Origin of the sequence: Blastococcus sp. TF02A-35 (assembly GCF_004571075.1) — a bacterium.
GTDB lineage: Bacteria > Actinomycetota > Actinomycetes > Mycobacteriales > Geodermatophilaceae > Blastococcus.
On the sequence record NZ_SPQP01000015.1, the window covers coordinates 22,000 to 44,300 of the forward strand.

General features: G+C 73.3%; 23 protein-coding genes. 8 read left to right on the forward strand and 15 right to left on the reverse strand.

From position 1 onward, the window contains the following. Positions 1-150: 150 nt before the first annotated feature. From E4P43_RS09320 to E4P43_RS09350, 7 genes are all read right to left on the reverse strand, one after another. A complete protein-coding gene (locus tag E4P43_RS09320; RefSeq protein WP_135145176.1) occupies positions 151-1,812 on the reverse strand; it encodes a catalase in 1,662 nt (553 codons plus the stop codon). After that, positions 1,809-2,297 (reverse strand): Fur family transcriptional regulator, encoded by a 489-nt coding sequence (locus E4P43_RS09325; protein ID WP_135145177.1) that lies wholly within the window; start codon positions 2,295-2,297, stop codon positions 1,809-1,811. The genes E4P43_RS09320 and E4P43_RS09325 overlap by 4 nt, the downstream gene beginning before the upstream one ends. 97 nt (positions 2,298-2,394) lie before the next feature. Next, on the reverse strand, positions 2,395-3,270 hold the full coding sequence (purU, locus tag E4P43_RS09330) for a formyltetrahydrofolate deformylase (RefSeq protein WP_135145178.1): 876 nt from the start codon (positions 3,268-3,270) through the stop codon (positions 2,395-2,397). A gap of 33 nt (positions 3,271-3,303) precedes the next feature. Next, a complete protein-coding gene (ligD, locus tag E4P43_RS09335) occupies positions 3,304-4,233 on the reverse strand; it encodes a non-homologous end-joining DNA ligase (RefSeq protein ID WP_135145179.1) in 930 nt (309 codons plus the stop codon). A gap of 28 nt (positions 4,234-4,261) precedes the next feature. Continuing rightward, positions 4,262-5,230 (reverse strand): non-homologous end-joining DNA ligase, encoded by a 969-nt coding sequence (gene ligD, locus E4P43_RS09340; protein ID WP_245159040.1) that lies wholly within the window; start codon positions 5,228-5,230, stop codon positions 4,262-4,264. 1 nt (position 5,231) lies between these two features. Next, entirely contained in the window at positions 5,232-6,242 is a 1,011-nt protein-coding gene (locus E4P43_RS09345; RefSeq protein ID WP_135145180.1) for a Ku protein, read from the reverse strand. A 140-nt stretch (positions 6,243-6,382) separates the two neighbouring features. Next, positions 6,383-6,958, reverse strand: a complete 576-nt coding sequence (locus E4P43_RS09350; protein ID WP_135145181.1) for a DUF1360 domain-containing protein — start codon at positions 6,956-6,958, stop codon at positions 6,383-6,385. Between the two features lie 188 nt (positions 6,959-7,146). On the opposite strand from E4P43_RS09350, the gene E4P43_RS09355 reads away from it, so the two are divergent. After that, positions 7,147-7,560, forward strand: coding sequence for a hypothetical protein (locus E4P43_RS09355; RefSeq protein ID WP_135145182.1), 414 nt, complete (start codon positions 7,147-7,149; stop codon positions 7,558-7,560). Positions 7,561-7,824: 264 nt separating this feature from the next. Beyond that, entirely contained in the window at positions 7,825-8,217 is a 393-nt protein-coding gene (locus E4P43_RS09360) for an STAS domain-containing protein (RefSeq protein ID WP_135145183.1), read from the forward strand. A 67-nt stretch (positions 8,218-8,284) separates the two neighbouring features. Here E4P43_RS09360 and E4P43_RS09365 read toward each other — a convergent pair whose 3' ends face one another. Both E4P43_RS09365 and E4P43_RS09370 read right to left on the reverse strand, forming a co-directional pair. Then, on the reverse strand, positions 8,285-9,310 hold the full coding sequence (locus E4P43_RS09365; protein WP_245159041.1) for a DNA topoisomerase IB: 1,026 nt from the start codon (positions 9,308-9,310) through the stop codon (positions 8,285-8,287). 58 nt (positions 9,311-9,368) lie between these two features. After that, positions 9,369-11,198: a SpoIIE family protein phosphatase gene (locus E4P43_RS09370; RefSeq protein ID WP_135145184.1), complete on the reverse strand. Its 1,830-nt coding sequence runs from the start codon at positions 11,196-11,198 to the stop codon at positions 9,369-9,371. Between the two features lie 222 nt (positions 11,199-11,420). Here E4P43_RS09370 and E4P43_RS09375 point away from each other — a divergent pair, with 222 nt between their 5' ends. Then, on the forward strand, positions 11,421-11,915 hold the full coding sequence (locus E4P43_RS09375; protein ID WP_135145185.1) for an ATP-binding protein: 495 nt from the start codon (positions 11,421-11,423) through the stop codon (positions 11,913-11,915). Further along, positions 11,912-12,844, forward strand: coding sequence for an RNA polymerase sigma factor SigF (locus tag E4P43_RS09380; RefSeq protein ID WP_135145186.1), 933 nt, complete (start codon positions 11,912-11,914; stop codon positions 12,842-12,844). Before E4P43_RS09375 ends, E4P43_RS09380 begins: the two co-directional genes overlap by 4 nt. Positions 12,845-12,896: 52 nt before the next feature. Here the strand turns inward: E4P43_RS09380 and E4P43_RS09385 are convergent, their stop codons facing one another. Then, entirely contained in the window at positions 12,897-14,117 is a 1,221-nt protein-coding gene (locus E4P43_RS09385) for an SPFH domain-containing protein (RefSeq protein ID WP_135145187.1), read from the reverse strand. Between the two features lie 76 nt (positions 14,118-14,193). Next, a complete protein-coding gene (locus tag E4P43_RS09390) occupies positions 14,194-14,631 on the reverse strand; it encodes an NfeD family protein (RefSeq protein ID WP_135145188.1) in 438 nt (145 codons plus the stop codon). Positions 14,632-14,740: 109 nt separating this feature from the next. On the opposite strand from E4P43_RS09390, the gene E4P43_RS09395 reads away from it, so the two are divergent. The 4 genes from E4P43_RS09395 to E4P43_RS09410 are packed head-to-tail and all read left to right on the forward strand — an operon-like array spanning position 14,741 to position 18,061. Beyond that, positions 14,741-15,478, forward strand: coding sequence for a hypothetical protein (locus E4P43_RS09395; protein WP_135145189.1), 738 nt, complete (start codon positions 14,741-14,743; stop codon positions 15,476-15,478). A 44-nt stretch (positions 15,479-15,522) separates the two neighbouring features. Beyond that, positions 15,523-16,974: an argininosuccinate synthase gene (gene argG, locus E4P43_RS09400; RefSeq protein WP_135145190.1), complete on the forward strand. Its 1,452-nt coding sequence runs from the start codon at positions 15,523-15,525 to the stop codon at positions 16,972-16,974. A 13-nt stretch (positions 16,975-16,987) separates the two neighbouring features. Then, the gene (locus tag E4P43_RS09405) at positions 16,988-17,401 is read left to right on the forward strand and encodes a shikimate kinase (protein WP_135145191.1); all 414 of its coding nucleotides are present in this window, start codon (positions 16,988-16,990) and stop codon (positions 17,399-17,401) included. Positions 17,402-17,410: 9 nt separating this feature from the next. Continuing rightward, complete coding sequence (locus E4P43_RS09410) at positions 17,411-18,061, forward strand: hemerythrin domain-containing protein (protein ID WP_135145192.1); 651 nt, start codon at positions 17,411-17,413, stop codon at positions 18,059-18,061. A gap of 124 nt (positions 18,062-18,185) precedes the next feature. Here E4P43_RS09410 and E4P43_RS09415 read toward each other — a convergent pair whose 3' ends face one another. The 4 genes from E4P43_RS09415 to E4P43_RS09430 form a co-directional block, all read right to left on the reverse strand. Continuing rightward, entirely contained in the window at positions 18,186-19,466 is a 1,281-nt protein-coding gene (locus E4P43_RS09415; RefSeq protein ID WP_135145193.1) for a cutinase family protein, read from the reverse strand. A 147-nt stretch (positions 19,467-19,613) separates the two neighbouring features. Further along, positions 19,614-20,759: a ferrochelatase gene (locus tag E4P43_RS09420; protein ID WP_135145194.1), complete on the reverse strand. Its 1,146-nt coding sequence runs from the start codon at positions 20,757-20,759 to the stop codon at positions 19,614-19,616. A gap of 37 nt (positions 20,760-20,796) precedes the next feature. Further along, entirely contained in the window at positions 20,797-21,579 is a 783-nt protein-coding gene (fabI, locus tag E4P43_RS09425; protein WP_135145195.1) for an enoyl-ACP reductase FabI, read from the reverse strand. Next, positions 21,579-22,292 carry a beta-ketoacyl-ACP reductase gene (locus tag E4P43_RS09430; RefSeq protein ID WP_167759135.1) on the reverse strand — a complete coding sequence of 238 codons (714 nt, stop codon included), beginning with the start codon at positions 22,290-22,292 and terminating at the stop codon, positions 21,579-21,581. Before E4P43_RS09430 ends, fabI begins: the two co-directional genes overlap by 1 nt. Positions 22,293-22,301: the final 9 nt, after the last annotated feature.

The following is a 22,301-nucleotide window of genomic DNA, read 5'->3' on the forward strand; positions in this document are numbered from 1 at the left end:
TCGCCGGGAAACGCTAGGTCCTCCCCCGGCCGCGTCCCAGTCGGGCCTCCACTGGACGGAACGGCGACGGGCGGAACGGCGGGCGGGACGACGACGGGCCGCGACCGGGAGATCCCGGTCGCGGCCCGCCGCGGTGCTGGCTGGTGACCGTCAGGCGACGGTCACGTGCTCGTTCGGCACGCAGTGCGTCATGTCCTTGCCGGTGACGTCGCGCGGACCGTTCTTGCCGAGGTTGGCCGCACGGGCCAGCTCGTCCTCGGTGAGGGTCTGCGTCTGCAGCGGCTCCAGGCCACGGACGTCGTCCGCCGTGATGCCCAGGCCGTCGCCGACGCGCTGGCCCCACTCGTCGTCGCACATGAAGAAGTGCCAGACCATCCGCTCCTGGATGTCGCGGCGGCACTGCTCGAGGGCACCGACGAGGTTGGCGACCAGCTCGTCCTTCTCCCACTGCTCGGAGAGCTGGTAGCGCTCGCCGGCCTGCTGGTAGTCGTTCGTGCGCGGGATCCGCTTGCGGGTGAGCCGGCCGGTGATGACCGGGCCCTGCTCGTCGTGCGTCGGGTACTCCGCCTCGCGCAGGCCGCCCAGGATCGACGGCTCGTAGTTCACGTGCGGGTTCGTGCCCTCGGCGCGGTCCACGCCGTAGGCCATCTGGCCGTCGCGCTGGTTGGTGGCGACCCGGGCCTTGGGGGCGTTCACCGGCAGCTGCAGGTAGTTCGGCCCCACCCGGTAGCGCTGGGTGTCGGAGTAGGAGAACGTCCGGCCGACCAGCATCTTGTCGTCGGAGAAGTCCAGGCCGTCGACCAGCACACCGGTGCCGAACGCGATCTGCTCGTTCTCGGTGAAGTTGTCCACCGGCATCCGGTTGAGGGTCATCGTGCCGACCTTGCGGACCGGGAAGAGCTCCTGCGGCCAGGTCTTGGTGTCGTCGAGCGGGTCGAAGTCCAGCTCCGGGTGCTCGTCGTCGCTCATGATCTGGACGTAGAGGTCCCACTGCGGGAAGTCACCGGCGGCGATGGCGTCGTGCAGGTCCTTGGTGTGGGTGCCCAGGCTCTTGGCCTGCGCCGCCGACGCGTCGGCCGCGCCCCAGGACTTCACGCCGTCGCGGGGGTACCAGTGGTACTTGACCAGCACGGACTCACCGGCGGCGTTGAGCCACTTGTAGGTGTTGACGCCGAAGCCCTGCATGTTCCGGTAGTTGGCCGGGGTGCCGCGGGGGCTGAAGACCAGCGAGATCATGTGCATGGCCTCGGGGGTCTGGCTGAAGAAGTCGAACGCGCGCTCGGCGACGTTGGCCTCGAAGGTGACCGGGTCCGGCTTCTGCGAGTGGATGAAATCGGGGAACTTGATGGCGTCCCGGATGAAGAAGACACCCAGGTTGTTGCCGACGAGGTCCCAGTTGCCGTCCTCGGTGTAGAACTTCACCGCGAAGCCGCGGGGGTCACGGGCGGACTCGGAGGAGTCGCGGCCGCCGGCGACCGTGGAGAACCGCAGCGCGACGTCGGTGCGCTTGCCCTTCTCCTGGAACAGCTTGGCGCGGGTGTACTTGCTGATCGGCTCGTCGCCGACGGTGCCGTCGGCCTCGAAGTAGCCGAACGCGGTGATGCCGCGGGCGTGCACCACGCGCTCCGGGATGCGCTCCCGGTCGAAGTGGCTGATCTTCTCGAGGAACTGGTAGTTCTCCAGGGTGGCGGGGCCACGGGCGCCCACCGTCCGCTGGTTCTGGTTGTCGTAGACCGGGTGGCCCTGACGGTTGGTCAGAACGGGGCGGTCGGCCTCGCTCGGGGCCGGGCCCTGCGATGAGACGTCGGTCATGCGCGTGCTCCTCCTCGGATTTCCTGCTGTTCGTACTGCACGGCTTCGGCGCCGGCCGCGACCTGACGGGCGCGGTCCTGACACTGCCGACAAAGACCCCAGAACACGACCTCGGCCTCGTCGATGACGAAGCCGGCCGTGTCCGACGGGATCAGACAAGGGGCTGCGCCCACGGTGCAGTCGACGTCGGCGACCGCACCGCACGAGCGGCAGACCAGGTGGTGGTGGTTGTCGCCCACCCGCAGCTCGAACAGCGCGGGGGCGCCGGCCGGCTCGATCCGGCGGGCGATCCCCGCGGCGACGAACGCCTTGAGCACGCCGTACACGGCCTGGGGGGACAGCGACGGGTGCTGCTCGCGGGCGCCGTTCACGATGGTCTCGGCGTCCGCGTGGGGGTGGTCGGCCAGGACGCCGAGCACGGACAGCCGGGGCCGCGTCACGCGCAGCCCGGCCTCCCGCAGCTGGTGCGCCCAGGTCGTGTCCATCGGTGACCACCCAACACCCTTTTCTTGACTGGGTCAAGAAAAGGACACGCGCGTGTGGTGCGGACCACCGCTCCGCGAGCGCCCGCGCACGCTCCGCTCAGGCGAAGACGATGGTCCGCGGGCCCTCGACGATGACCCGGTCCTCGACGTGCCACGTCACCGCCTGCGCCAGCACCTGGCGCTCCACGTACCGGCCCACCCGGCGCATGTCCTCCACCGTCGCCCGGTGGTCCACGCGGGCGACCTCCTGCTCGATGATCGGCCCGGCGTCCAGCTCCGCCGTCACGTAGTGCGCCGTCGCCCCGATGAGCTTCACGCCCCGGTCGTGCGCCGCCCGGTAGGGGTTCGCACCCACGAACGCCGGCAGGAAGCTGTGGTGGATGTTGATCAGGCGCTCCGGGAACCGCGCGCAGAACTCCGGCGAGACGATCTGCATGTAGCGGGCCAGCACCACGAGGTCCACGTCCCCGACGATCTCCAGCGCCCGGGCCTCGGCCTCGGCCTTCGTCCCCGGCGTCACCGGCACGTGGTGGAACGGGATGCCCGCCGCCGCGGCGACCGGCTCCAGGTCGGGGTGGTTGGAGACGACGGCGACGATGTCGGCCTGCAGGTCACCCGCGCGGACCCGGTAGATCAGCTCCTGCAGCACGTGGTCGGTGAGGCTGACGAACACCGCGACCCGCGGGCGGTGCGAGGCCTCGACGAGGCGCCAGGTGAGCTGCCACTCCCCCGCCAGCTCGCCCAGCCGGCCCTCCAGCTCCGCGCGGCGGGCGGGCAGGTCGGCGAGCACGAACTCCAGCCGCAGCGTGAAGGTGCCGCCGCGGGGGTCCGACGAGTGCTGCTGGGAGTCGGTGATGTTGGCGCCGACGTCGGCCATGAGCCCGCTGATCGCGGCGACGATCCCCGGCCGGTCGGGGCAGCGGACGACCAGCCGTCCGGCGTCGGCGGGCTGGGCCTGGTGCGGGGAAGCCATGATCGCGATCCTCCCAGACCCCCTCCCCGCGGCTCAGAGGTCGGGCAGGGGGGCGCGGCGGGCACCGGCGACGTCGAACAGGTCGCCGTACTCCTCGACGCGGGCGAGGACCTCGTCGGTGGTGAAGCGGAGCGCGGCCGGGTCCAGCGAGCCGTCGCGGACCGCGTCGACCTCGTCCCAGCCGATGGGAGTGGAGACGGTCGCCCCGGCGCGGGCCCGCAGCGAGTACGGGGCCACCGTCGTCTTCGCGGTGTTGTTCTGGCTCCAGTCGATGAGCACCTTGCCCGGGCGCAGCGCCTTCTCCATGCGCCAGACGACGTCGTCCGGCGTCTCGGCGGAGAGCTCCTGCGCCAGCGTCTTCGCGTACCGGCTGGGGTGGTCGCGGTCGGCGGCCTCGACCGGCGCGTAGACCTGCATCCCCTTCGAGCCCGAGGTCTTCACCACGGGGTCCAGCCCGTCGGCCTCCAGCCGCGCACCGAGCCGCTCGGCCACGTGGCAGCACTCGAGGATGCCGGTGTCGGGGCCGGGGTCCAGGTCCAGCACGAGCAGGTCGGGCAGCTGCGGCTCGCCGTCGTCGTCCACCTGCCACTGGGGCACGTGCACCTCCAGCGCGGCGAGGTTCGCCGCCCACGCCAGGTCGGCGACGTGCTCCAGGACCACCATGTCCAGCGTCTCGCGACCGCGGCTGCTGCCGGGGCTGGGGATGGTCACCCGCCGCACCCACTCGGGCGCGTGCCGGGCGCTGTTCTTCTCGTAGAAGGCCTGCCCTTCCACGCCGTCGGGCCAGCGGGTGAAGGTGACCGGCCGCCCCGCCACGTGCGGAAGCAGGACCGGGGCGATGCGGACGTAGTAGTCGATGACCTGCGCCTTGGTGAACCCCACCTCGGGGAAGAGCACCTTCTCCAGGTTCGAGACGCCGAGCTGCCGCCCGGCGATCTCGACCCGCTGCTTCGCGGGGCTCATGGCTCGCGCACCTGCCCGCGCACGGCGCTCACGACTCCCGCACCACGTCGTCGGGCTCCAGGTCGTCGCGGACCCCCCGCCAGGCCGGGTGCCGCAGCCGGTTCTCCGCCGTCCACACCGCGTAGGCCACCTCGCCGACGAGGTCGGGCTCCACCCAGTGCGCGTCGCGGGTCACCTCGCGCGGCAGCGCCCCCTCGAAGGGGGCGGTCCTGCGCGGCGTCAGGAGGCGCTGGAGGTCCCGCAGGGCCTGGTCGGTGAAACCGGTCCCCACGTGCCCGACGTAGACCAGCCGGCCCTCGTCGTCGGGCACCCCGACCAGGAGCGAGCCGATCGTCCCGGCCCGCCGTCCCTGGCCTGGCCGCCACCCGCCGACGACGACCGACTGCGTGAAGAAGTTCTTGACCTTGCGCCACTCCGGGCTCCGTGCACCCTCCCGGTACGGGGAGGCCAGCCGCTTGGCGACGACGCCCTCGAGGCCGTTCTCCTCGCTGGCGGCCTGCACCTCCGCGCCGTGCCCGGGGAACCACGGCGTGAGCACCCAGCGGTGGCCGGCCGGCGCCAGCTCGTCGAGCAGCGCCCGGCGCTCGGCGTAGGGGCGGGCCCGCAGGTCCTGCCCGTCGAGCGCCAGCAGGTCGAAGACGAGGTAGGTCACCGGCGCGGCGGCGGCCATCCGCGGCACCTCGGGGCCGGTGCGGTGCATCCGGTTCTGCAGCGACCCGAAGTCCGGCCGCCCCTGGGCGTCCATCATCACGATCTCGCCGTCGACGACGGCGTCGTGCCCGGCGAGCGCGCCGGGCAGGCGCCCCACCTCGGGGTACCGGACGGTGATGTCGCCGCCCTTGCGCGAGGCCAGGGTGAGCCGGCCCCCGCGCACGCCGGCGACGGCGCGGACGCCGTCCCACTTGAACTCGTAGCCCCACTCGCCGTCGTCGGCGGGCAGGTCACCGGCGACCGCCAGCATCGGCAGCGGGAGGTCGGTCGGCTCGGGCGCCGCCACCTCAGGCGCTACGGCGGGCCCGCTTGGCCGGCGGCTTGTCGCCGGCGGCGGCCCGGGCGGTGGTCTTCTTCGCGGGGGTGGCCGCGGCCGTCTTCTTGGCGGCCGCCTTCTTCGCCGGCGCCTTCTTCGCGGGAGCCTCGTCCTCGGTGGCGGCCTTCTCCTCGGCGGCGGCCTTCTTCGGCGCGGCCTTCCGGGTGGCCGCCTTCTTCGGCGCCTCCTCCGGCTCGTCGTCGGCCGCGCCGCCCCGGGCGCGCTCGACGCTACGACGCAGCGCGCTCATCAGGTCCACGACCGCCGCGCCGTCGTCCGGCGTCTCGGGCACCTGCGCGACCTCGCCGCCGGTCTGCTTCGCCTCCAGCAGCGCGGTCATGGCCTCGCGGTAGTCGTCGGTGAACTCGGTCGGGTCGAACTCCGCCGTCATCGAGCCGATGAGCGCCTCGGCCATCTTCAGCTCCTGCGGCCGGACCGAGATGTCCTCGTCGAGGAAGGCGAAGTCGGGACGACGGATCTCGTCGGGCCAGCGCATCGTGTGCAGCACGAGGATCCCGTCGCGCACGCGGAGGGCGGCCAGCGACTCCCGCTGGCGGAGCGCGATCTTGGTGATCGCGACCTGCCCGGCGTTCTCCAGCGCGTCGCGCAGCAGGACGTAGGGGCGGGCGGCCGGGCCGTCGGGCTCGAGGTAGTAGGTCTTCTCGAACATGATCGGGTCGATCTCGGAGCGGTCGACGAACTCCAGGACCTCGATCTCCCGGCGGGTGCTGAGCGGGAGCTCCTCGAAGTCCTCGTCGGTGAGGATCACGACCTCGCCGCTGGGCAGCTCGTAGCCCTTGGCGATGTCGGAGTACTCGACCTCCTCGCCGTCGATGGAGCAGACCCGCTTGTACTTCACCCGGCCACCGTCGGCGGCGTGCACCTGGTGGAAGCGGATGTCCTTGTCCTCGGTCGCGGAGTACAGCTTCACGCCGATGCTGACCAGGCCGAACGACACGGCGCCGCGCCAGATCGATCGCATGCCGCTCCTCCCTCGCGCCCGGCCCTCCGGACGCTCCAGGACCCGAGGTCGGGTCAAGATCGCAGGATAGGTCCGGAGCGGTACCCGTGGCAGCCCGGACGACGCGGCCGCTCCCTCCTACGGGCGACAACCCCCGCCGGTCAGGACTCGACGCCCGCCTCGTCCTCCGACGGCGCCAGCGCGCCGTTCTGGATCGCGTCGTAGACGAACTGCAGCACGTCGGACCCGGCGACCGTCGTCATGGTGAGCGCGGCCAGCCGCGTGGCGCGCGGCGCGGTGACGTAGCCGAACACGAAGGCGGTGCCCACCCACTGGGCGAGGCAGAAGGGGCAGGTCAGCAGCTCCCCCACCGCGTGCTTCACGCCCCCGTGCTCGCGGACCTCCTCGGCCACCTCGGCGTGCCCCGAGGGGCCCTCGAACTTCACGAACGGCGCCCGGACCGGCGCGGTGACCGGGTCCTTGGCGATCCGCCGGGCCAGCCGGAAGGTGGCGACGGTCAGCAGGGCCGCGTCCCCGAGCGGGATCCGCTCCGGCAGCTGCTTCCCCGAGGCGCGCACCGCCGCGGCGCCCCCGGCGACCAGGCTCACGTAGACCCCCATCGCGCCGAGGTCACCGGCCAGCGGACGCGCCTCCCCCTGCGTGTACTCGCGCTTCTGGGTCCGCGCCCACCGGCGGATCGGTGCCCCGACCCGCTGCACCTCGTCTGCGAAAGCCATGGCCCCCCGCTACCCCGCGATCCCCCGGCCATGCCCGGGAACACGGTGGGGTGCCGCGACGCACACCGGCGCATGGCCGCCGGGCACCCGGGTAGGGCGGAGGTCCGACCGGTCCGCCGACCGGCTCCGGCGTCCACCGACGCCACGACGCACACCGCGCGCACGCCGCGCAGAGACGGAGGCACCGCATGACGCAGCCCGAGGGCCAGACCGCGCGCGACGTCTTCCCCGAGGACGAGGGCATCCCCGAGGTCGCCCAGGACGACTCGCCCACCCTGCAGACCGCCGAGGACCCGCAGTTCGAGCCGCTCCCTGGCGAGCGGCCCGGCGCGAGCGTCGACTTCGGCACCACCGCCTTCGAGCAGTCCGAGGGCGAGTCCCTGACCGGCCGCCTGGACCGCGAGCTACCCGACGACGCGCTGGACGTGCGCCCGGCCGAGGACCCCAACCGCGCCGACGCGCAGCTGGAGCAGGACACCTCCACGACGCCGTTCAGCGACTCCGGGACCAACCGCACGGCCGACGACGTCGAGGCGACCGCCGACGTCCCCGTGGGCGGCGAGGGTCCCGAGGAGGCCGCGGTGCACATCACCGACGGCTGACCGCCGGCCCCGGTTCCTCCCGCCGACCCGCTCCCCGGCCACACCCCCTCGGGTGTCTCCCGGGGGGCGGGTTGGCGCGGTCGCGGTCGGTTGTCTACGTTGGGTCAGCGGTTCAGCAGGTAGCCGCGCCGTGCCGGACCGGACGTCCGGCACTCCACACGTTCGACCACCGGCGCACCGGGGACCTCCGAGCCCCCGGCGCGCACAGCGGTAGATTGTCCGGGCGGTCCGCCGTCCGGGTGCCGCCGAGAGGAGCCACTGTCCGTGACCACTTCCGACTTGCCCGCCGAGGGGCAGCCCGACGTGTCGACCGAGGGCACGGAGGCCCCCTTCGACGACGTGATCACGCTCTCGACCTCCACCGGTGAGGACGGCGCGGTCACGGTCACGGTCGTCGGCGAGGTGGACACCTTCACCGCGCCCGTGCTGCGCTCCACGCTGGACAGCCAGCTCGAGCAGTCCCCGAGCGAGCTGGTCATCGACCTGTCGGGCGTGCAGTTCCTGGGCTCGGCCGGCCTGGCCGTGCTGGTGGAGACGCAGAAGTCCGCCCGCAGCCGCGAGGTCGCCCTGCGGCTCATCGCCACGACGCGCGCCGTCACCCGGCCGCTCGAGGTCACCGGTCTGATCGACCTGTTCACGATCGCCGACGCTCGCTGACGTCGCGCACGACGAGGGGCCCCGCCGGATCCGTCCGGCGGGGCCCCTCGTCGTCGTGGGCCGGCCGCTAGGCCGAGAGCAGCTGGCAGACGGCCTGCTCCAGCACCTTCTGGGTGTCGCGGTCGGCCATGCCGCCGGAGGACAGCGCCTCGTCGGCGGCCCGTAGCGCCTGGGCGACCGTCTCGCCGTGCTCGAACCGGTCGACCACCCGCGGGTCGACGTAGCTGGCCTTGCACACCGCCGGGGTGTTCCCCAGCTGCTCGCTGACCTGCTTGTAGGCGGCGCTGACGACCTTCTTGCGGGCCGTCTTCGTCGCCGGCGGCGGTGCCTCGGCGAGCGCAGCGGCCATGAGCACGGTCGCCGTCCAGGTGCGGAAGTCCTTCGCCGTGATCTCCGCGCCGCTGATCTCCTTGAGGTAGGCGTTGATCTCCGCGCTCGTGACGTCCCGCCACTCACCGTCCTCGGTCTGGTAGGCCAGCAGGTCCTCCCCCGCGTCGGCGGGCCGCTCCAGGAGCTGCCGGACGACGGTGGCCACCGGCCGGTCGGTGATCTCCACCTCGCGGTCGATGCCGCCCTTGGCGGTGTAGGAGTAGAAGGTCCGCTCGCCCCGGACCGACACGTGCGCCCGCTTCAGCGTCGCCAGCCCGTAGGTGCCGTTCTCCTCCTCGTACTGCTCGCTGCCGATGCGGAAGGCACCGAGGTCCAGCAGCCGGATGGCGGTGGCCAGCACGCGGTCCCGGTTCAGCCCGCGCGTGCGCAGGCCGGCCTTCACCGCGTCGCGCACGTCGGGCAGCTGTCGGGCGATGTCCAGCACCCGCTCGTGCTTCTCGGCGTCCCGCCGCGCCCGCCACTGGTCGTGGTACCGGTACTGGCGGCGCCCGGCGGCGTCGACGCCGGTGGCCTGGATGTGGCCGTTGGGCCAGGGGCAGATCCAGACGTCCTTCCACGCCGGTGGGATCGCCAGGCCGCGGATGCGGTCGAGCCGCTCGTCGTCCTTGACCAGCGAGCCGTCGAGGTCGTAGTAGGCGAAGCCGCGCCCGGCGCGCCGCCGTCGGTAGCCGGGGCCGTGCACGTCGCTCCGCCGCAGTCTCACGGGCGGTGGATGGGCACCGGGGGCGTTCCGCAAACGCCCGGGTACCGACCGTCACACGTCAGCGCAGGTCGACCAGGCCGTCCAGGCCGCTGATCTCCAGCACGTGCCGGGTCACCCCGCCGGCCGGCGCGCGCACCACGAGGCGCCAGCCCTCGTCCCGCGCGATCCGCGCCATCGCGAGGACGACCCGCACCGCGGCGCTGCTGAACAGCGTGACGCCGGTCAGGTCCAGCTCCATCGGGGCGGCCCCGCCGTGGCTGGCCTCCAGCAGGCGGATGCGCAGCTGCTCGGCGCACAGGCTGTCGACCGGGCCGCGGGCGTGCACGACCGGCCGGTCCCCCTCGCGGTCGACCACGACGTCGACGCTCTCGGCCGCACGCGGCTGGTCCAGGTCGGCGTCGGGCGCCTGCCGCAGCCGGAAGCTCAGCGTGACGGTCGTGCCGTGGTCCTCCACCAGCGTCACGCCGTCGACGAGCTGCCGCATGATCAGCAGGCCGCGCCCGCGGTCCCCGGGGTCGCGGTCCGGGGGGCGCCAGGTGCCCTCGTCGTGCACCGTCACGGTCAGCACGCCGTCGACGTCGACCTGGGCGGTCACCGACATCGGACCGGGCTCGGTGCCGGCGTAGGCGTGCTCGGCGGCGTTGGCGCAGGCCTCGCCGACGGCGACCATCACGCCCACGCGGTCCTGCTCGCCCATGCCCAGCGCGGTCAGCCAGGCGTTGAGCCGCCGGCGCACGCCGGGCAGCGCCTGGGGCACCGCGGTGAGGTCGAGCCGGAACGCCTCCTGGGTGGTCGCCCGGCGGTGGGCCACCAGGACGGCGACGTCGTCCAGCCACCCGTGCGGGCGCCGCACCCCGTCGGCGATCGCGTCGGCCAGGGAGGTCGCGGCGTCCGCGTCGTGCTCGTCCAGCCGGGCCAGGACCTGGCGGGAGACCTCGCCCAGCCGGTCCAGCGCCTCCGTGGGCCGCTCGTCGCTGCCGGCGACGGCGCCGTTGGAGAAGAGGACCAGCGTCGCACCGTGGGCCAGCACGTCCTCGTGCACGGGCGTGGGGACGCCGGGCACGCTGCCGAGCGGGGGCCTCGGGGTCACCTCCAGCCAGCGGCGCCCGCCGCCCGCGGCGACGACGAGGGGTGCGGGGTGCCCGGCCGCGGCGTAGACCAGCCGACCGCTGGCCGCGTCCAGGACGCCGTAGAAGACCGAGGTGCCCTCGACGTCCTCCATGTCGGCGGCGAACGCGTCGAGGGTGGCCAGCACCGCCGAGGGCTCGCTCTCGTGCAGCAGCGTGGAGCGCAGGGCGCCGCGGAGCCGGCTCATCGCCCCGGCGGCCGCCACCCCGTGCCCGACGGCGTCACCGACGACGAGCGCCAGCCGCCCCTTGCCGAGGGGCACCGCGTCGTACCAGTCACCACCGGCCACGGAGGCGTCCGTGGCGCGGTGGTAGCTCCCGGACAGCCGCAGGTCCGGCAGCATCGGCAGCGACGGCGGGAGCAGCGCCAGCTGCGCGCGCTGGAGGTCGTCGGCCGCCTCGCCGTCGACCTCCTCCAGCACCAGGATGGCGGCCGGCTCGCCGCCCACCTCGAGCGGCCGTGCGGTGGCCATCGTCTGCGGCCCCCCGGCCCCCATCGCGCCCAGCACCGTCTCCGCCCGGCCGCTGCGCAGCGCGGCCGCGACGGTGTCGGCCACCGGCCGGCCCGAGATCTCCGGCAGCCCGCCTCCGCCGTCCTCCAGCTCGCGTGCCCGGGCGTTGCGCCACAGCGGCTCCGCGGTGCCGGCGCGGAGGAAGAAGATGGCCTGGGGTGCCGCCTCCAGGGCGGCGACGAGCACGGCGGAGCCCTCGTCCAGGGTGGTGTCCGAGGGGGGTGGCAGACTGCCGGAACTGGCGCTCATCACCGGCCAGGGAACAACAGGGTGGGGGGTGCGGCAACCGCGCCCCGGGGGTTCCCGCCCGTGGGCAGGGCCACGTTTCCGGCCTGGTCCACGGCGGGTATGCAGTCTCCTTGTGCAGTGACCGGGACGACGGCCCACCCCACCGGTGGTCGGGCCCCCGAACAGGATGGACCGCCGCGGCTCGAGGGCCGAGCGCGCCGGGAACGAAGGAGCGGACGACGGATGGTCGACTCGAGGGGCACCCTCGCGCAGGACGCACGACGCCCGGAACGGCTGGAGCTGCGCGTGCCCACGACGGCCACCCAGCTGCCCGCGGTCCGGGCCATGGCCGGTGACCTGGCGATGCGCATGGACTACGACCTCGACGCCGTCGAGGACCTGCGCCTGGCCGTGGACGAGGCCTGCGCGACGCTGTCCACGATCGCCGAGGGCGACGCCCCTCTGACCGTCGTCTTCGAGACCACCCGCAGCGGGCTGCACATCGACGCCTGGGTGCCCACCGCCGACGGCACCGAGGTGCCCACCGACGGGTTCGGCTGGGCGATCCTCGCCTCGCTCGTCGACGCCGTCGACGGGCGACGTGCCACGCAGGCCGAGGTCCCGGCGGGCAACGGCACGCCCGAGCCGGTCGCCGTCATCTCCCTGGACAAGTACCTCCCGGGCCAGAAGCCCTCCGGGGTGGGCAGCGGCGACCAGAACCTCTCGGTGGCCCGGTGACCCCCTCGTCCGCCCCCGACTCCGTCGAGGAGCCGCTGGACGCCCCCGCGGGCGAGGACACGGAGCCGGCGGCGACGCCGGGCACGAGCACCCCCGGCGAGACCCCCGAGGGCGAGGGCCCGGAGGCCGAGGCACCCGTGGCGGAGCCCGACGCCGTCCCGATGTCGGAGAACCGGCGCCGGGCCGAGCGCACCGCGCCGCTGTTCGCCGAGCTGGCCTCGCTGGAGAAGGACGACCCGCGCCGGGAGCGGCTGCGGGAGATCCTGGTCGAGGAGCACCTGCCGCTGGTCCGGCACTTCGCCCGGCGGTTCAGCAACCGCGGCGAGCCCTTCGACGACCTGCTGCAGGTCGGCACGCTCGGCCTGATCGCCGCGATCGACCGGTTCGACCCCACGCGCGGGGTCGAGTTCCTGTCCTTCGCCGTGCCGACCATCACCGGTGAGATCAAGCGGCACTTCCGCGACCAGGGCTGGTCGGTGCGGGTGCCGCGCCGGCTGCAGGAGCTGCACCTGTCGCTGAACTCCGCCGTGGGCGAGCTGGCCCAGAAGAACGGCCGGGCGCCGACGCCCAGCGAGCTGGCCGAGCACCTGGGCATCCCCCGCGCGGAGGTGCTGGAGGGCCTGGCGGTCGCCAACGCCTACCGGAGCAGCTCGCTGGACGAGCGGCTCTCCGGCGAGGACGACTCCCCCACCCTGGCGGCGACGCTGGGCGAGGAGGACGCCGCGCTGGAGGGCGTGGAGTACCGCGAGTCGCTGCAGCCGCTGCTGGCCACGATCCCGGCCCGCGAGCGCCGCATCCTGATCCTGCGGTTCTTCGGCAACATGACGCAGTCGCAGATCGCCGCCGACATCGGCATCTCGCAGATGCACGTGTCACGGCTGCTCAGCCAGACGCTGGCCAAGCTGCGCGAGGGCCTGCTCAAGGACTGAGGACACGAGAGGCCGGCACCCCGCGGGGTGCCGGCCTCTCGTCCGCCGCGGGTCAGCGCGGCGGGACCTCGCCCTGGTCAGGCACGTCGAACTGCTCGCGGACGGCGGGGTCGGCGGCGGGGCCGCTCTCCCGCACCTCGGCGGTGACCTCCGACAGCGACGGCGGGCTCGGGATGGCCGGCGCGGAGTCGGCGATGCTCGACAGCTCGATCTTCGCCTCGGGCTGGTCGGCGGCCGCCGGCACCTGCGACTCGAACCAGCTGCTGGTGTCCAGCCCGCTGCCCTTCGGGCCGCCGCCGTTGCCGTCGCCCGGCTGCACGTCCATCCAGGAGCGCCCCTCGCCGGCACCGCCGAGGTTGGCCAGGCCCTCCAGCGCCTTGCTGAACTCGCTGGGGACGATCCACATCTTGTTGGCGTCGCCCTGCGCGATCTGCGGCAGCGTCTGCAGGTACTGGTAGGCGAGCAGGCCCTGGTCGGGCTTGCCGTCGTGGATGGCCTGGAAGACCGTCTCGATCGACTTCGCCTGGCCCTGCGCTTGCAGGAACAGCGCGGCGCGCTCACCCTCGGCGCGCAGGATCCGGCTCTGCCGCTCGGCCTCCGCCTCGAGGATCGCGGCCTGCTTGCGGCCCTCGGCGGAGAGGATGGCCGAGGCCTTCTCGCCCTCGGCCGAGGTGATGGCGGCCTGCCGCTCACCCTCGGCGGTGAGGATCATCGCCCGCTTGTCGCGGTCGGCGCGCATCTGCTTCTCCATCGAGTCCTGGATGGACAGCGGCGGGTCGATCGCCTTGATCTCCACCCGGGCGACGCGCAGGCCCCAGGGGCCGGTGGTGCCGTCGAGGACCTCGCGCAGCTGGCTGTTGATCCCGTCGCGGCCGGTCAGCGCGCCCTCGAGGTTCAGCCCACCGACGACGTTGCGCAGCGTCGTCGTGGTCAGCTGCTCCATGCCGGTGATGTAGTTCGCGATGCCGTAGACGGCCAGCCGCGGGTCGGTCACCTGGAAGTAGACGACGGTGTCGATGCCGACCTGCAGGTTGTCGGCGGTGATCACCGGCTGCGGCGGGAACGAGATGACCTGCTCGCGCAGGTCGATGGTGGCGCGCACCCGGTCGATGAACGGCACCAGGATCGACAGGCCGGGCGAGAGGGTGCGGCTGTAGCGCCCCAGCCGCTCCACGACCTTGGCCTGCGCCTGCGGAACGATGGTCACGCTCTTGGCGAGCAGGACGATCACCAGGATGGCGATGACGAGCAGTGCGATGAGCGCCGGTTCCACGGCTGGCTCCCTTCCTCGGGGGTCGGTGCAGATCCTGCCCGGCCCGGTCCGCCGGGTCTGCACCCCGGCGAGTTCTTCACTCCAGCGCGTCGCCGACGATCGCCGTCGCCCCGTCGACCTGCAGGATCCGCACGGTCGCCCCGACCGGGAAGGCCTCGCCGGAGTGCTGGCTGCGCGCGGTCCACTCGTCGGCGCCCAGGCGGATCCGCCCGCCCGCGACGTCGACGGCCCGGCTGACCTGCGCGGTGCGGCCGATGAGGGTGTCGGTGCCGTCGAGCTGCAGCGGCGTCCTGCTCTCCAGGTGCCGCTTGGCCAGCGGGCGGACGCCGCCGAGCAGCAGCCCCGAGACGGCGATGAACGCCACCACCTGCAGGACCGCGCCACCACCCGCCAGCGCGGCGGCCATGCCGCCCAGCGCGCCGCCGGCGAGCATGAGCAGCACCAGGTCCAGCGTCAGCACCTCGCCGACGGCGAGCGCGACGGCACCGATCAGCCAGATCACCCAGGCAGCCATGGCGGGAGTCTGGCAGAAGCGTGGGCCTCGTCTCACCCACCGCGCCCGAGCTGGGGAGACGTCGGAGGGCGCCGTCCCGGTCCCTGAGCGCCTCCGTAGCCTCGCTGCCGTGCACGACTTCCCCGCGGGCCGGTTCGCGGTGTGGGCCACCGCCTGGCTCACCGGCCGCGCCTCCTTCGACGACGCCCTCGACGGGATCGCCGGCGACGACGCCCACCGGGTCGTGGGCCTCGCGGGAGACCAGGCGGCGGTGCCCCTCGGCGAGGCGTTGAGCGCCCTGCGCGGGCTCGGTGAGCGGCGCGTCCGGCTGGTGCTCCCCGCGCCGGGCGACGTCCGCGGGCTGCCCGCCGTCCCCGGGCTGGCGACCTCGGCGCTGGAGGCGGGCCAGGCCGCCGTCGGCGAGCGGGTGGTGCTGGTGCCGGAGCCGCTGGGCTCAGGGGTCGTGCAGTGGACGGCGTTCGCGCTGGACGGCGTCCCGGCTCCTCCCCCGGCCGTCGAGGGCACGCTGCGCGCGGCGTCGGGTGCCCTCGACCTGGCCGTCACCGACTCGGCGCGGACGCTGGCCGAGCTCGACCTGGCCCGGTGGCATCCCGAGGTGCCCACGCTGCTGGCCGGGCTCGCCCGGCCGCGGCCGGCGCCGGGGCTGCCCGAGGACCACGACCCGCTGGCGCTGTCCATCCTCGGCCGGGCGCTGCGGCTGGCCGCCGTCCTGGACCTCGCGGCGACCGACGCCCCGGGTGCCGCGGTCAACCAGGCCCAGGCTGCTCGCCGGGACGAGGCCCTGCGGCCGCTGGGCAGCGCGGTGCGCGAGGCGGTGACCGCGGCCTACAACGCCGTGCCGCGCTGACCCCGGTCATGCATGGTCATGCATGACCATGCATACTTGTGCCCGTGTCCAAGGTGCTCACATCCCTCCCCGTCGGCGAACGCGTCGGCATCGCCTTCTCCGGTGGCCTCGACACGTCGGTCGCGGTCGCGTGGATGCGCGACAAGGGAGCGGTCCCCTGCACCTACACCGCCGACATCGGGCAGTACGACGAGCCCGACATCGCCTCGGTGCCCGGCCGGGCCACGGCCTACGGCGCGGAGCTCGCCCGGCTGGTCGACTGCCGCGCCGCCCTGGTCGAGGAGGGCCTGGCCGCCCTGACGTGCGGCGCCTTCCACATCCGCTCCGGCGGCCGCAGCTACTTCAACACCACCCCGCTGGGCCGTGCCGTCACCGGCACCCTGCTGGTCCGGGCGATGCTCGAGGACGACGTCCAGATCTGGGGCGACGGCTCCACCTACAAGGGCAACGACATCGAGCGGTTCTACCGCTACGGCCTGCTCGCCAACCCGGGGCTGCGGATCTACAAGCCGTGGCTGGACGCCGACTTCGTGACCGAGCTGGGCGGCCGCAAGGAGATGTCGGAGTGGCTGGTGGCCCACGGCCTCCCGTACCGCGACAGCGCCGAGAAGGCGTACTCCACCGACGCCAACATCTGGGGCGCCACCCACGAGGCCAAGACCCTGGAGCACCTGGACACCGGCATCGAGACCGTCGAGCCGATCATGGGCGTGCGGTTCTGGGACGAGTCGGTGGAGATCGCGCCCGAGACGGTGACGATCGGCTTCGCCCAGGGCCGCCCCGTCACCATCGACGGCAAGGAGTTCGACTCCGCCGTCGACCTGGTCACCGAGGCCAACGCGATCGGCGGCCGGCACGGGCTGGGCATGTCCGACCAGATCGAGAACCGGATCATCGAGGCCAAGAGCCGCGGCATCTACGAGGCCCCGGGCATGGCCCTGCTGCACATCGCCTACGAGCGGCTGGTCAACGCGATCCACAACGAGGACACCCTCGCCACCTACCACTCCGAGGGTCGCCGGCTGGGCCGGCTCATGTACGAGGGCCGGTGGCTGGACCCCCAGGCGCTGATGCTGAGGGAGTCGCTGCAGCGCTGGGTCGGCATGGCCGTCACCGGCGAGGTCACGCTGCGGCTGCGCCGCGGCGAGGACTACTCGATCCTCGACACCACCGGGCCGTCGTTCAGCTACCACCCGGACAAGCTGTCGATGGAGCGGACGTCGGACTCCGCGTTCGGCCCGGTCGACCGGATCGGCCAGCTCACGATGCGCAACCTCGACATCGCCGACTCCCGGGCCCGGCTCGAGCAGTACGCCCGCATCGGCATGGTCGGCGGGGCCGCCTCGCACGCGACCATCGGCGCGGCCCAGGCCGCCTCGACCGGGCTGATCGACGCCTCCGAGGCCGGCGGTGCCGAGGCGATCGCCTCGCGCGGCGAGGTGTCCGCGCACGACGAGCTGCTCGACCGCGCGGCGATGGAGTCCGGCACCGACTAGGCGGGGTCCGGCCATGGCCGTGGTGCTGGTGACGGGCATGTCGGGTGCCGGCAAGTCCACCGTCCTGGCCGAGCTGGCCAGGCTGGGCCACCGCGTCGTCGACACCGACGACGGGGGCTGGATCGAGGCCGCGCGCGTCGACGGCGCCGGGGAGGCCGAGCCGCTCCGGCACGAGCAGCGGATGGCCGCGCCGCTGGACGTGCTGCTGGAGCGGGTCTCCACGCGTCCGGCGAACCCGTTCGGGCGGACCCCGGCGGACCGGGCACGGATCGCCGAGGACACCCTGGCCGTCGAGCCGCTGCTGCGCCGGCGGGCCACGCACGAGATCGACACCCGCCGGCCGCTGGACGACGTCGTCCGGGCCGTGCTGGTGGCCGCCTCCGGCGGCGCGAGCGAACCTCCTGACCGGAGCACCGGACGCGGCTAGCGTTCCTCCATGGCTGCGCCCATGACGATGAACCGCGTGATCCACGCCGCGGTGCGGCGGGACCTGCAGCGCCTGGAGACGGCGCTGGACGACTGGCGGGAGGGCGACCGCGCCCGCGGCGGCGAGCTCGACCGGGCCTTCGCGAACCTCCGCGCGGAGCTGACCCACCACCACGAGACTGAGGACACCCACATCTGGCCGATGCTGGCCGCCAAGGGGGTCGACCCCGAGCTGCTGGCCGCGATGGAGGACGAGCACGAGGCGATGGCCGAGGCCCTCGCCCGCACGGCCACGGCGCTCGGGGCACTGGCCGCCACGGGCAGCACCGCGGACGCCGCCGCCGCGAGCGCGAGCGTGGGCCGGACGCGGGAGATCGTGGAGCGTCACCTCCGCCACGAGGAGGACGACCTCGAGCCGCAGCTGGCCCCCCACCACGGCTCGCCGGAGTGGAAGGCCGTGGAGCGGAAGCTGCGCAGCCGGCCGCTCGGCGACACCGGCCGCTTCTTCGCCTGGCTCACCGACGGGGCGGCCGAGCCGGAGCGTCAGTTCCTCCGGTCCACCGTGCCCGCGCCGGTGCTCACCGTCTTCACCCGCGTGCTGGGCCGCCGGTACACCCGCGAGGTCGCGCCCCTGTGGCGGGCGCAGACCTCACGGCACTGATCAGGCGGGCCGGCCGCGGCGGGAACCGTCGCTGTCGCGCCACGTCCGTGTTCGTCGAACACTCGCCACCTGCCCCCTCTGCCCGAGCAGGACGCGAGCTGCTCGGGCGGGGTCGGCGCGGCTCCTAGCGTCCGAGTGCCCTCCTGGCATCGGAACCGGAGTGGCTGCCCATCGCGCGCAGCAAGTGCGCGGAGGTACGCGCGTAGGCGAGATGTGCGTCCACCCCACCCTTCACGAGGCTGCCCCCGGCAAGGCCGCCGAGAGGCCCTCCAGCGAGGAGGAGAGGTAGCAATGGGGCGTAGGACCGGTTCGTCGTGTCGCAGACGACGTCCATCTTGTTGCAGATGTTGAACGTCTTGTCCTCCAGGGCCCGCGGAAGCGGTGTCGCAATCTCCATCCCAGCGGCATAGACGCCACGGTTCGCACCAGCGGACCCGAAGTCCATCCCGTCTCGCCCGGGAAAGCGATTGGGGTCGGCGATGAGGTTGACCGCCGCGAGGTGCTTGTCTCCGCCCCAGCCGCGGCTGGCCAGGTTGACCACCAAGGCTCCCTGGCTGTAGCCCGCGAGGATCCACTTCTCATCGGGGCAGCTCGTAGCGGCACGGGTGAGCAGCCGGGTAAGCCGGTTCTGCCCATCAGCGATGCTGTCGAAGTACTGCCCGTAACCGTTCGTGGCGATAGACGTCACCGAGGCTGCGGTGTAGTTGATATAGACCTGACGCAGCGAGATGCTGCGGGGCAGCAGACGGTCCACCTGGTTGGCGACAACGCTGACCTCGCCACCCCAGCTCTGGGTCTGCCCTGAGCCGCGGACCCCCACGAACATCACGTCGGCGCATCCTTGGCCGATCGCTTCCGTGTCACTGACGGGAGGGACGTGTCCGACGATCCGCGGGACCGACGGTCGGCCGATCGTGAGGACGGGAGTCGCCGAGGCGTTGACGGTGCTGTACTCCACGGAGACGTACGCCTGGGCCGTGCCCGGCTGCGCCCCGGCTGCCACTCGGAGGGTGAAGACGTCCGTCTTCACGGCGCCTCGTCCGGCATACGACTCCGGGCACTCCGCTTGAGCAAGACCTCCCGCGTACCCGGCCTGGGTGACCGTGCATGAGCCAGCGTTCTGACGGCCGACGAAGGACAGGACGGCGGGGTCGTAGGAGACCGCGAAGTAGCCCTGATCCAGCGGCCGCGGCTCGTAGACCGGGTTGGGAACCGCAGGCTCACGCGTGCTGATAGTGAGCTGCACGGTGCTTCCGGGTGCCGCAGAGCTCAGGAAGCGGGCCTCGACAGTGCCCGAGCTGGGCCCGGCGTGCGCCACTCCGGCGAATGCCAGCAGCAGCACCGCGCTGAGCACCGCCGCGAGCGCACCAGAAATGATCTTTCGAGCACCGGTCGGCTTCCGCATGTCTCCCCCAGACAGCCGGACGCTCCACCATCAGGTGGCTGTGCGGCCGCACGGTAGCCATGGTGCCGACCACCCACCAGAGGCCTGTGCGCGCCGGTTGAACGCCGAGGCGTGCGGCTAGGGCGATCGCCGAGACGGCGACACCGATCAGGTGGTCGGGCGGGCCGGCCGCGGCGGGGTGAAGCAGCAGGCCGCCGGGCAGTTCGTGCCCAGCCGCGGCTCGCCGCCGGCCCGGCGCTCGGCGAGCAGCCCGACCAGCGACGACACGAAGTCCGGGTGCGTGCCCGCCGTCGCCGCCCGGGCGAAGGCCAGGCCCAGCTCGGCGGCGGTCTCCCGGGCCTCGTTGTCGAGGTCCCAGATCACCTCGAGGTGGTCGCTGACGAACCCGACCGGGAAGAGGACGACGGCCTTCTCCCCCGCCTCGGCCAGCGCCTTGAGGTGGTCGTTCACGTCGGGCTCCAGCCACGGCACCGACGGCGGGCCGGAGCGGCTCTGCCAGACCAGGTCGAAGTCGCGGCCGGGGACCGCCGTCTCCACGACGCGGCGCGCGGTCTCCATGAGCTCTGCCTCGTAGGCGTGCCCGTCCGGCCCGGCGACGGCGGCCATCGTGTCGGGGATGCTGTGCGCCGTCGCCACCAGGCGCGCGGCGTCGCGCAGCTCGGCCGGGATGTGCGCCAGCGCCTCGACGAGCGCGTCGGCGTTGGCCCGCACGAAGCCCTCGGCATCGAAGTAGTGCGGCAGCTTCTCCGCGGTCGGCCCGCCCGGGGCGGCGGCGGAGCCGGTCATCGCCGCGCGGGCCCGGGCGATGTCCTCGTGGTACTGCCGGCAGCCGGAGAACGACGCGTAGGCCGACGTCGCCAGGACGTAGGCGTGCTGGATGCCGTCGTCGGCCATCTGCTGCCAGACGTCCTCGACGTAGGGCGCCCAGTTCCGGTTGCCCCAGTAGACCGGCAGGTCGATGCCGGCCGACCGCAGCTCGCCCTCAAGCGCCGCGATCAGCGCCTTGTTCTGGTCGTTGATCGGGCTGACGCCGCCGAAGTGGTGGTAGTGCTCGGCCACCTCCTCCAGCCGCTCGCGCGGGATGCCGCGGCCGCGGGTGACGTTCTCCAGGAACGGCATGACGTCGTCATGGCCCTCCGGGCCGCCGAACGACAGCAGCAGGAGAGCCTCTCGGCGGCCGGCCGGGGCCGGGGCGGACGACGGCTGCGCACCGCCGTTGTTGCGGACGGCGAGCGAGGGGTCCTCGTCGGGTCGCTGGCCGTCAGGGGTGATGTCGACGAGAGCGCGGGGCACGGCAGTTCTTCCTGTTGCGGGGTGCAGCTGGATGCAGTCACACGCCGACGGCGTGGAAGCCTCCGTCGACGTGGACGATCTCGCCGGTGGTGGCCGGGAACCAGTCTGACAAGAGGGCGACGACGGCCTTGCCCGCGGGTTCGGTGTCGGTGACCGACCAGCCCAGCGGGGCGCGGCCCTCCCACGCCTCCTCGAACTGCTTGCTGCCGGGGATCGACTTCATCGCCATGCTGCGCAGCGGCCCGGCGGCGACGATGTTGGAGCGCACGCCCTCCGGGCCGAGCTCGCGGGCCACGTACCGGGAGGTGGACTCCAGCGCCGCCTTGGCCGCGCCCATCCAGCCGTAGACCGGCCAGGCCACGGAGGCGTCGAAGGTCAGCCCGACCACCGACGAGGGGTTGGCCAGCAGCGGCCGGCAGGCCTGGGTGAGCGAGGCGTAGGACCACGCCGAGACCTGGAACGCCGTCGCCGCGTGCTCCCACGCGACCTCGGGGAAGCCCTCCCCCATGGCCTCCTGCGGCGCGAAGCCGATGGAGTGGACGACGCCGTCCAGGCGGTCGAAGTCCTGCTCGCGCAGCCGCTCGGCCAGCGTCGACAGGTGCTCGGTGTTCGTCACGTCGAGCTCGACGACAGCGGCCTCCTGCGGCAGCCGCTTGGCGATCCGCTGGCACAGCGAGAGCGCGCGGCCGAAGTTGGACAGGACGACGGTGGCGCCCTGCTCCTGGGCCAGCCGGGCGGTGGCGAAGGCGATCGACGCCTCGGTCAGCACGCCTGTCACCAAGACCTTCTTGCCCGCCAGGATCCCGTCGATGCCGCTCATCAGTGCCCCATTCCCAGTCCGCCGTCGACCGGGACGACCGCCCCGGTGATGTACCCCGCTGCGTCGCCGGCCAGGAAGCGCACGACGCCGGCGATCTCGTCGGCGTCGGCGTACCGGCCCAGCGGGACCTGCCCGAGGATCTCCTTCTGCCGCGCCTCGCGCAGCTCCGCGGTCATGTCGGTGGTCACGAACCCCGGCGCCACCACGTTCGCGGTGATGTTGCGGCTGCCCAGCTCCCGGGCGATGGAGCGGGCCAGCCCGACCAGCCCGGCCTTCGACGCCGCGTAGTTCGTCTGGCCGGCCGAGCCGAGCAGCCCGACCACCGAGGACACGAAGATCATCCGACCGCTGCGGGCGCGCACCATCTTCGGCGTCGCGCGCTTGGCGACCCGGTAGGCGGCGGTGAGGTTCGCGTCGAGGACGTCGGTGAAGTCGTCCTCCTTCATGCGCATGAGCAGGCCGTCTCGGGTGATGCCGGCGTTGCTGACCAGCACCTCGACCGGGCCCTGGTGGGCCTCCACCTCGGTGAACGCGCGGTCGACGTCCTCGCTGCTGGTGACGTCGCACCGCACGCCGAACAGCCCGTCGGGGGCGCCGCTGCCGCGGTGGGTGACGGCGACGGCGTCGCCCTGCTCGGCGAACGAGCGGGCGATGGCCAGCCCGATCCCGCGGTTGCCGCCGGTCACCAGCACAGATCTGCCGCCTGAACTCACCGTGCGCCA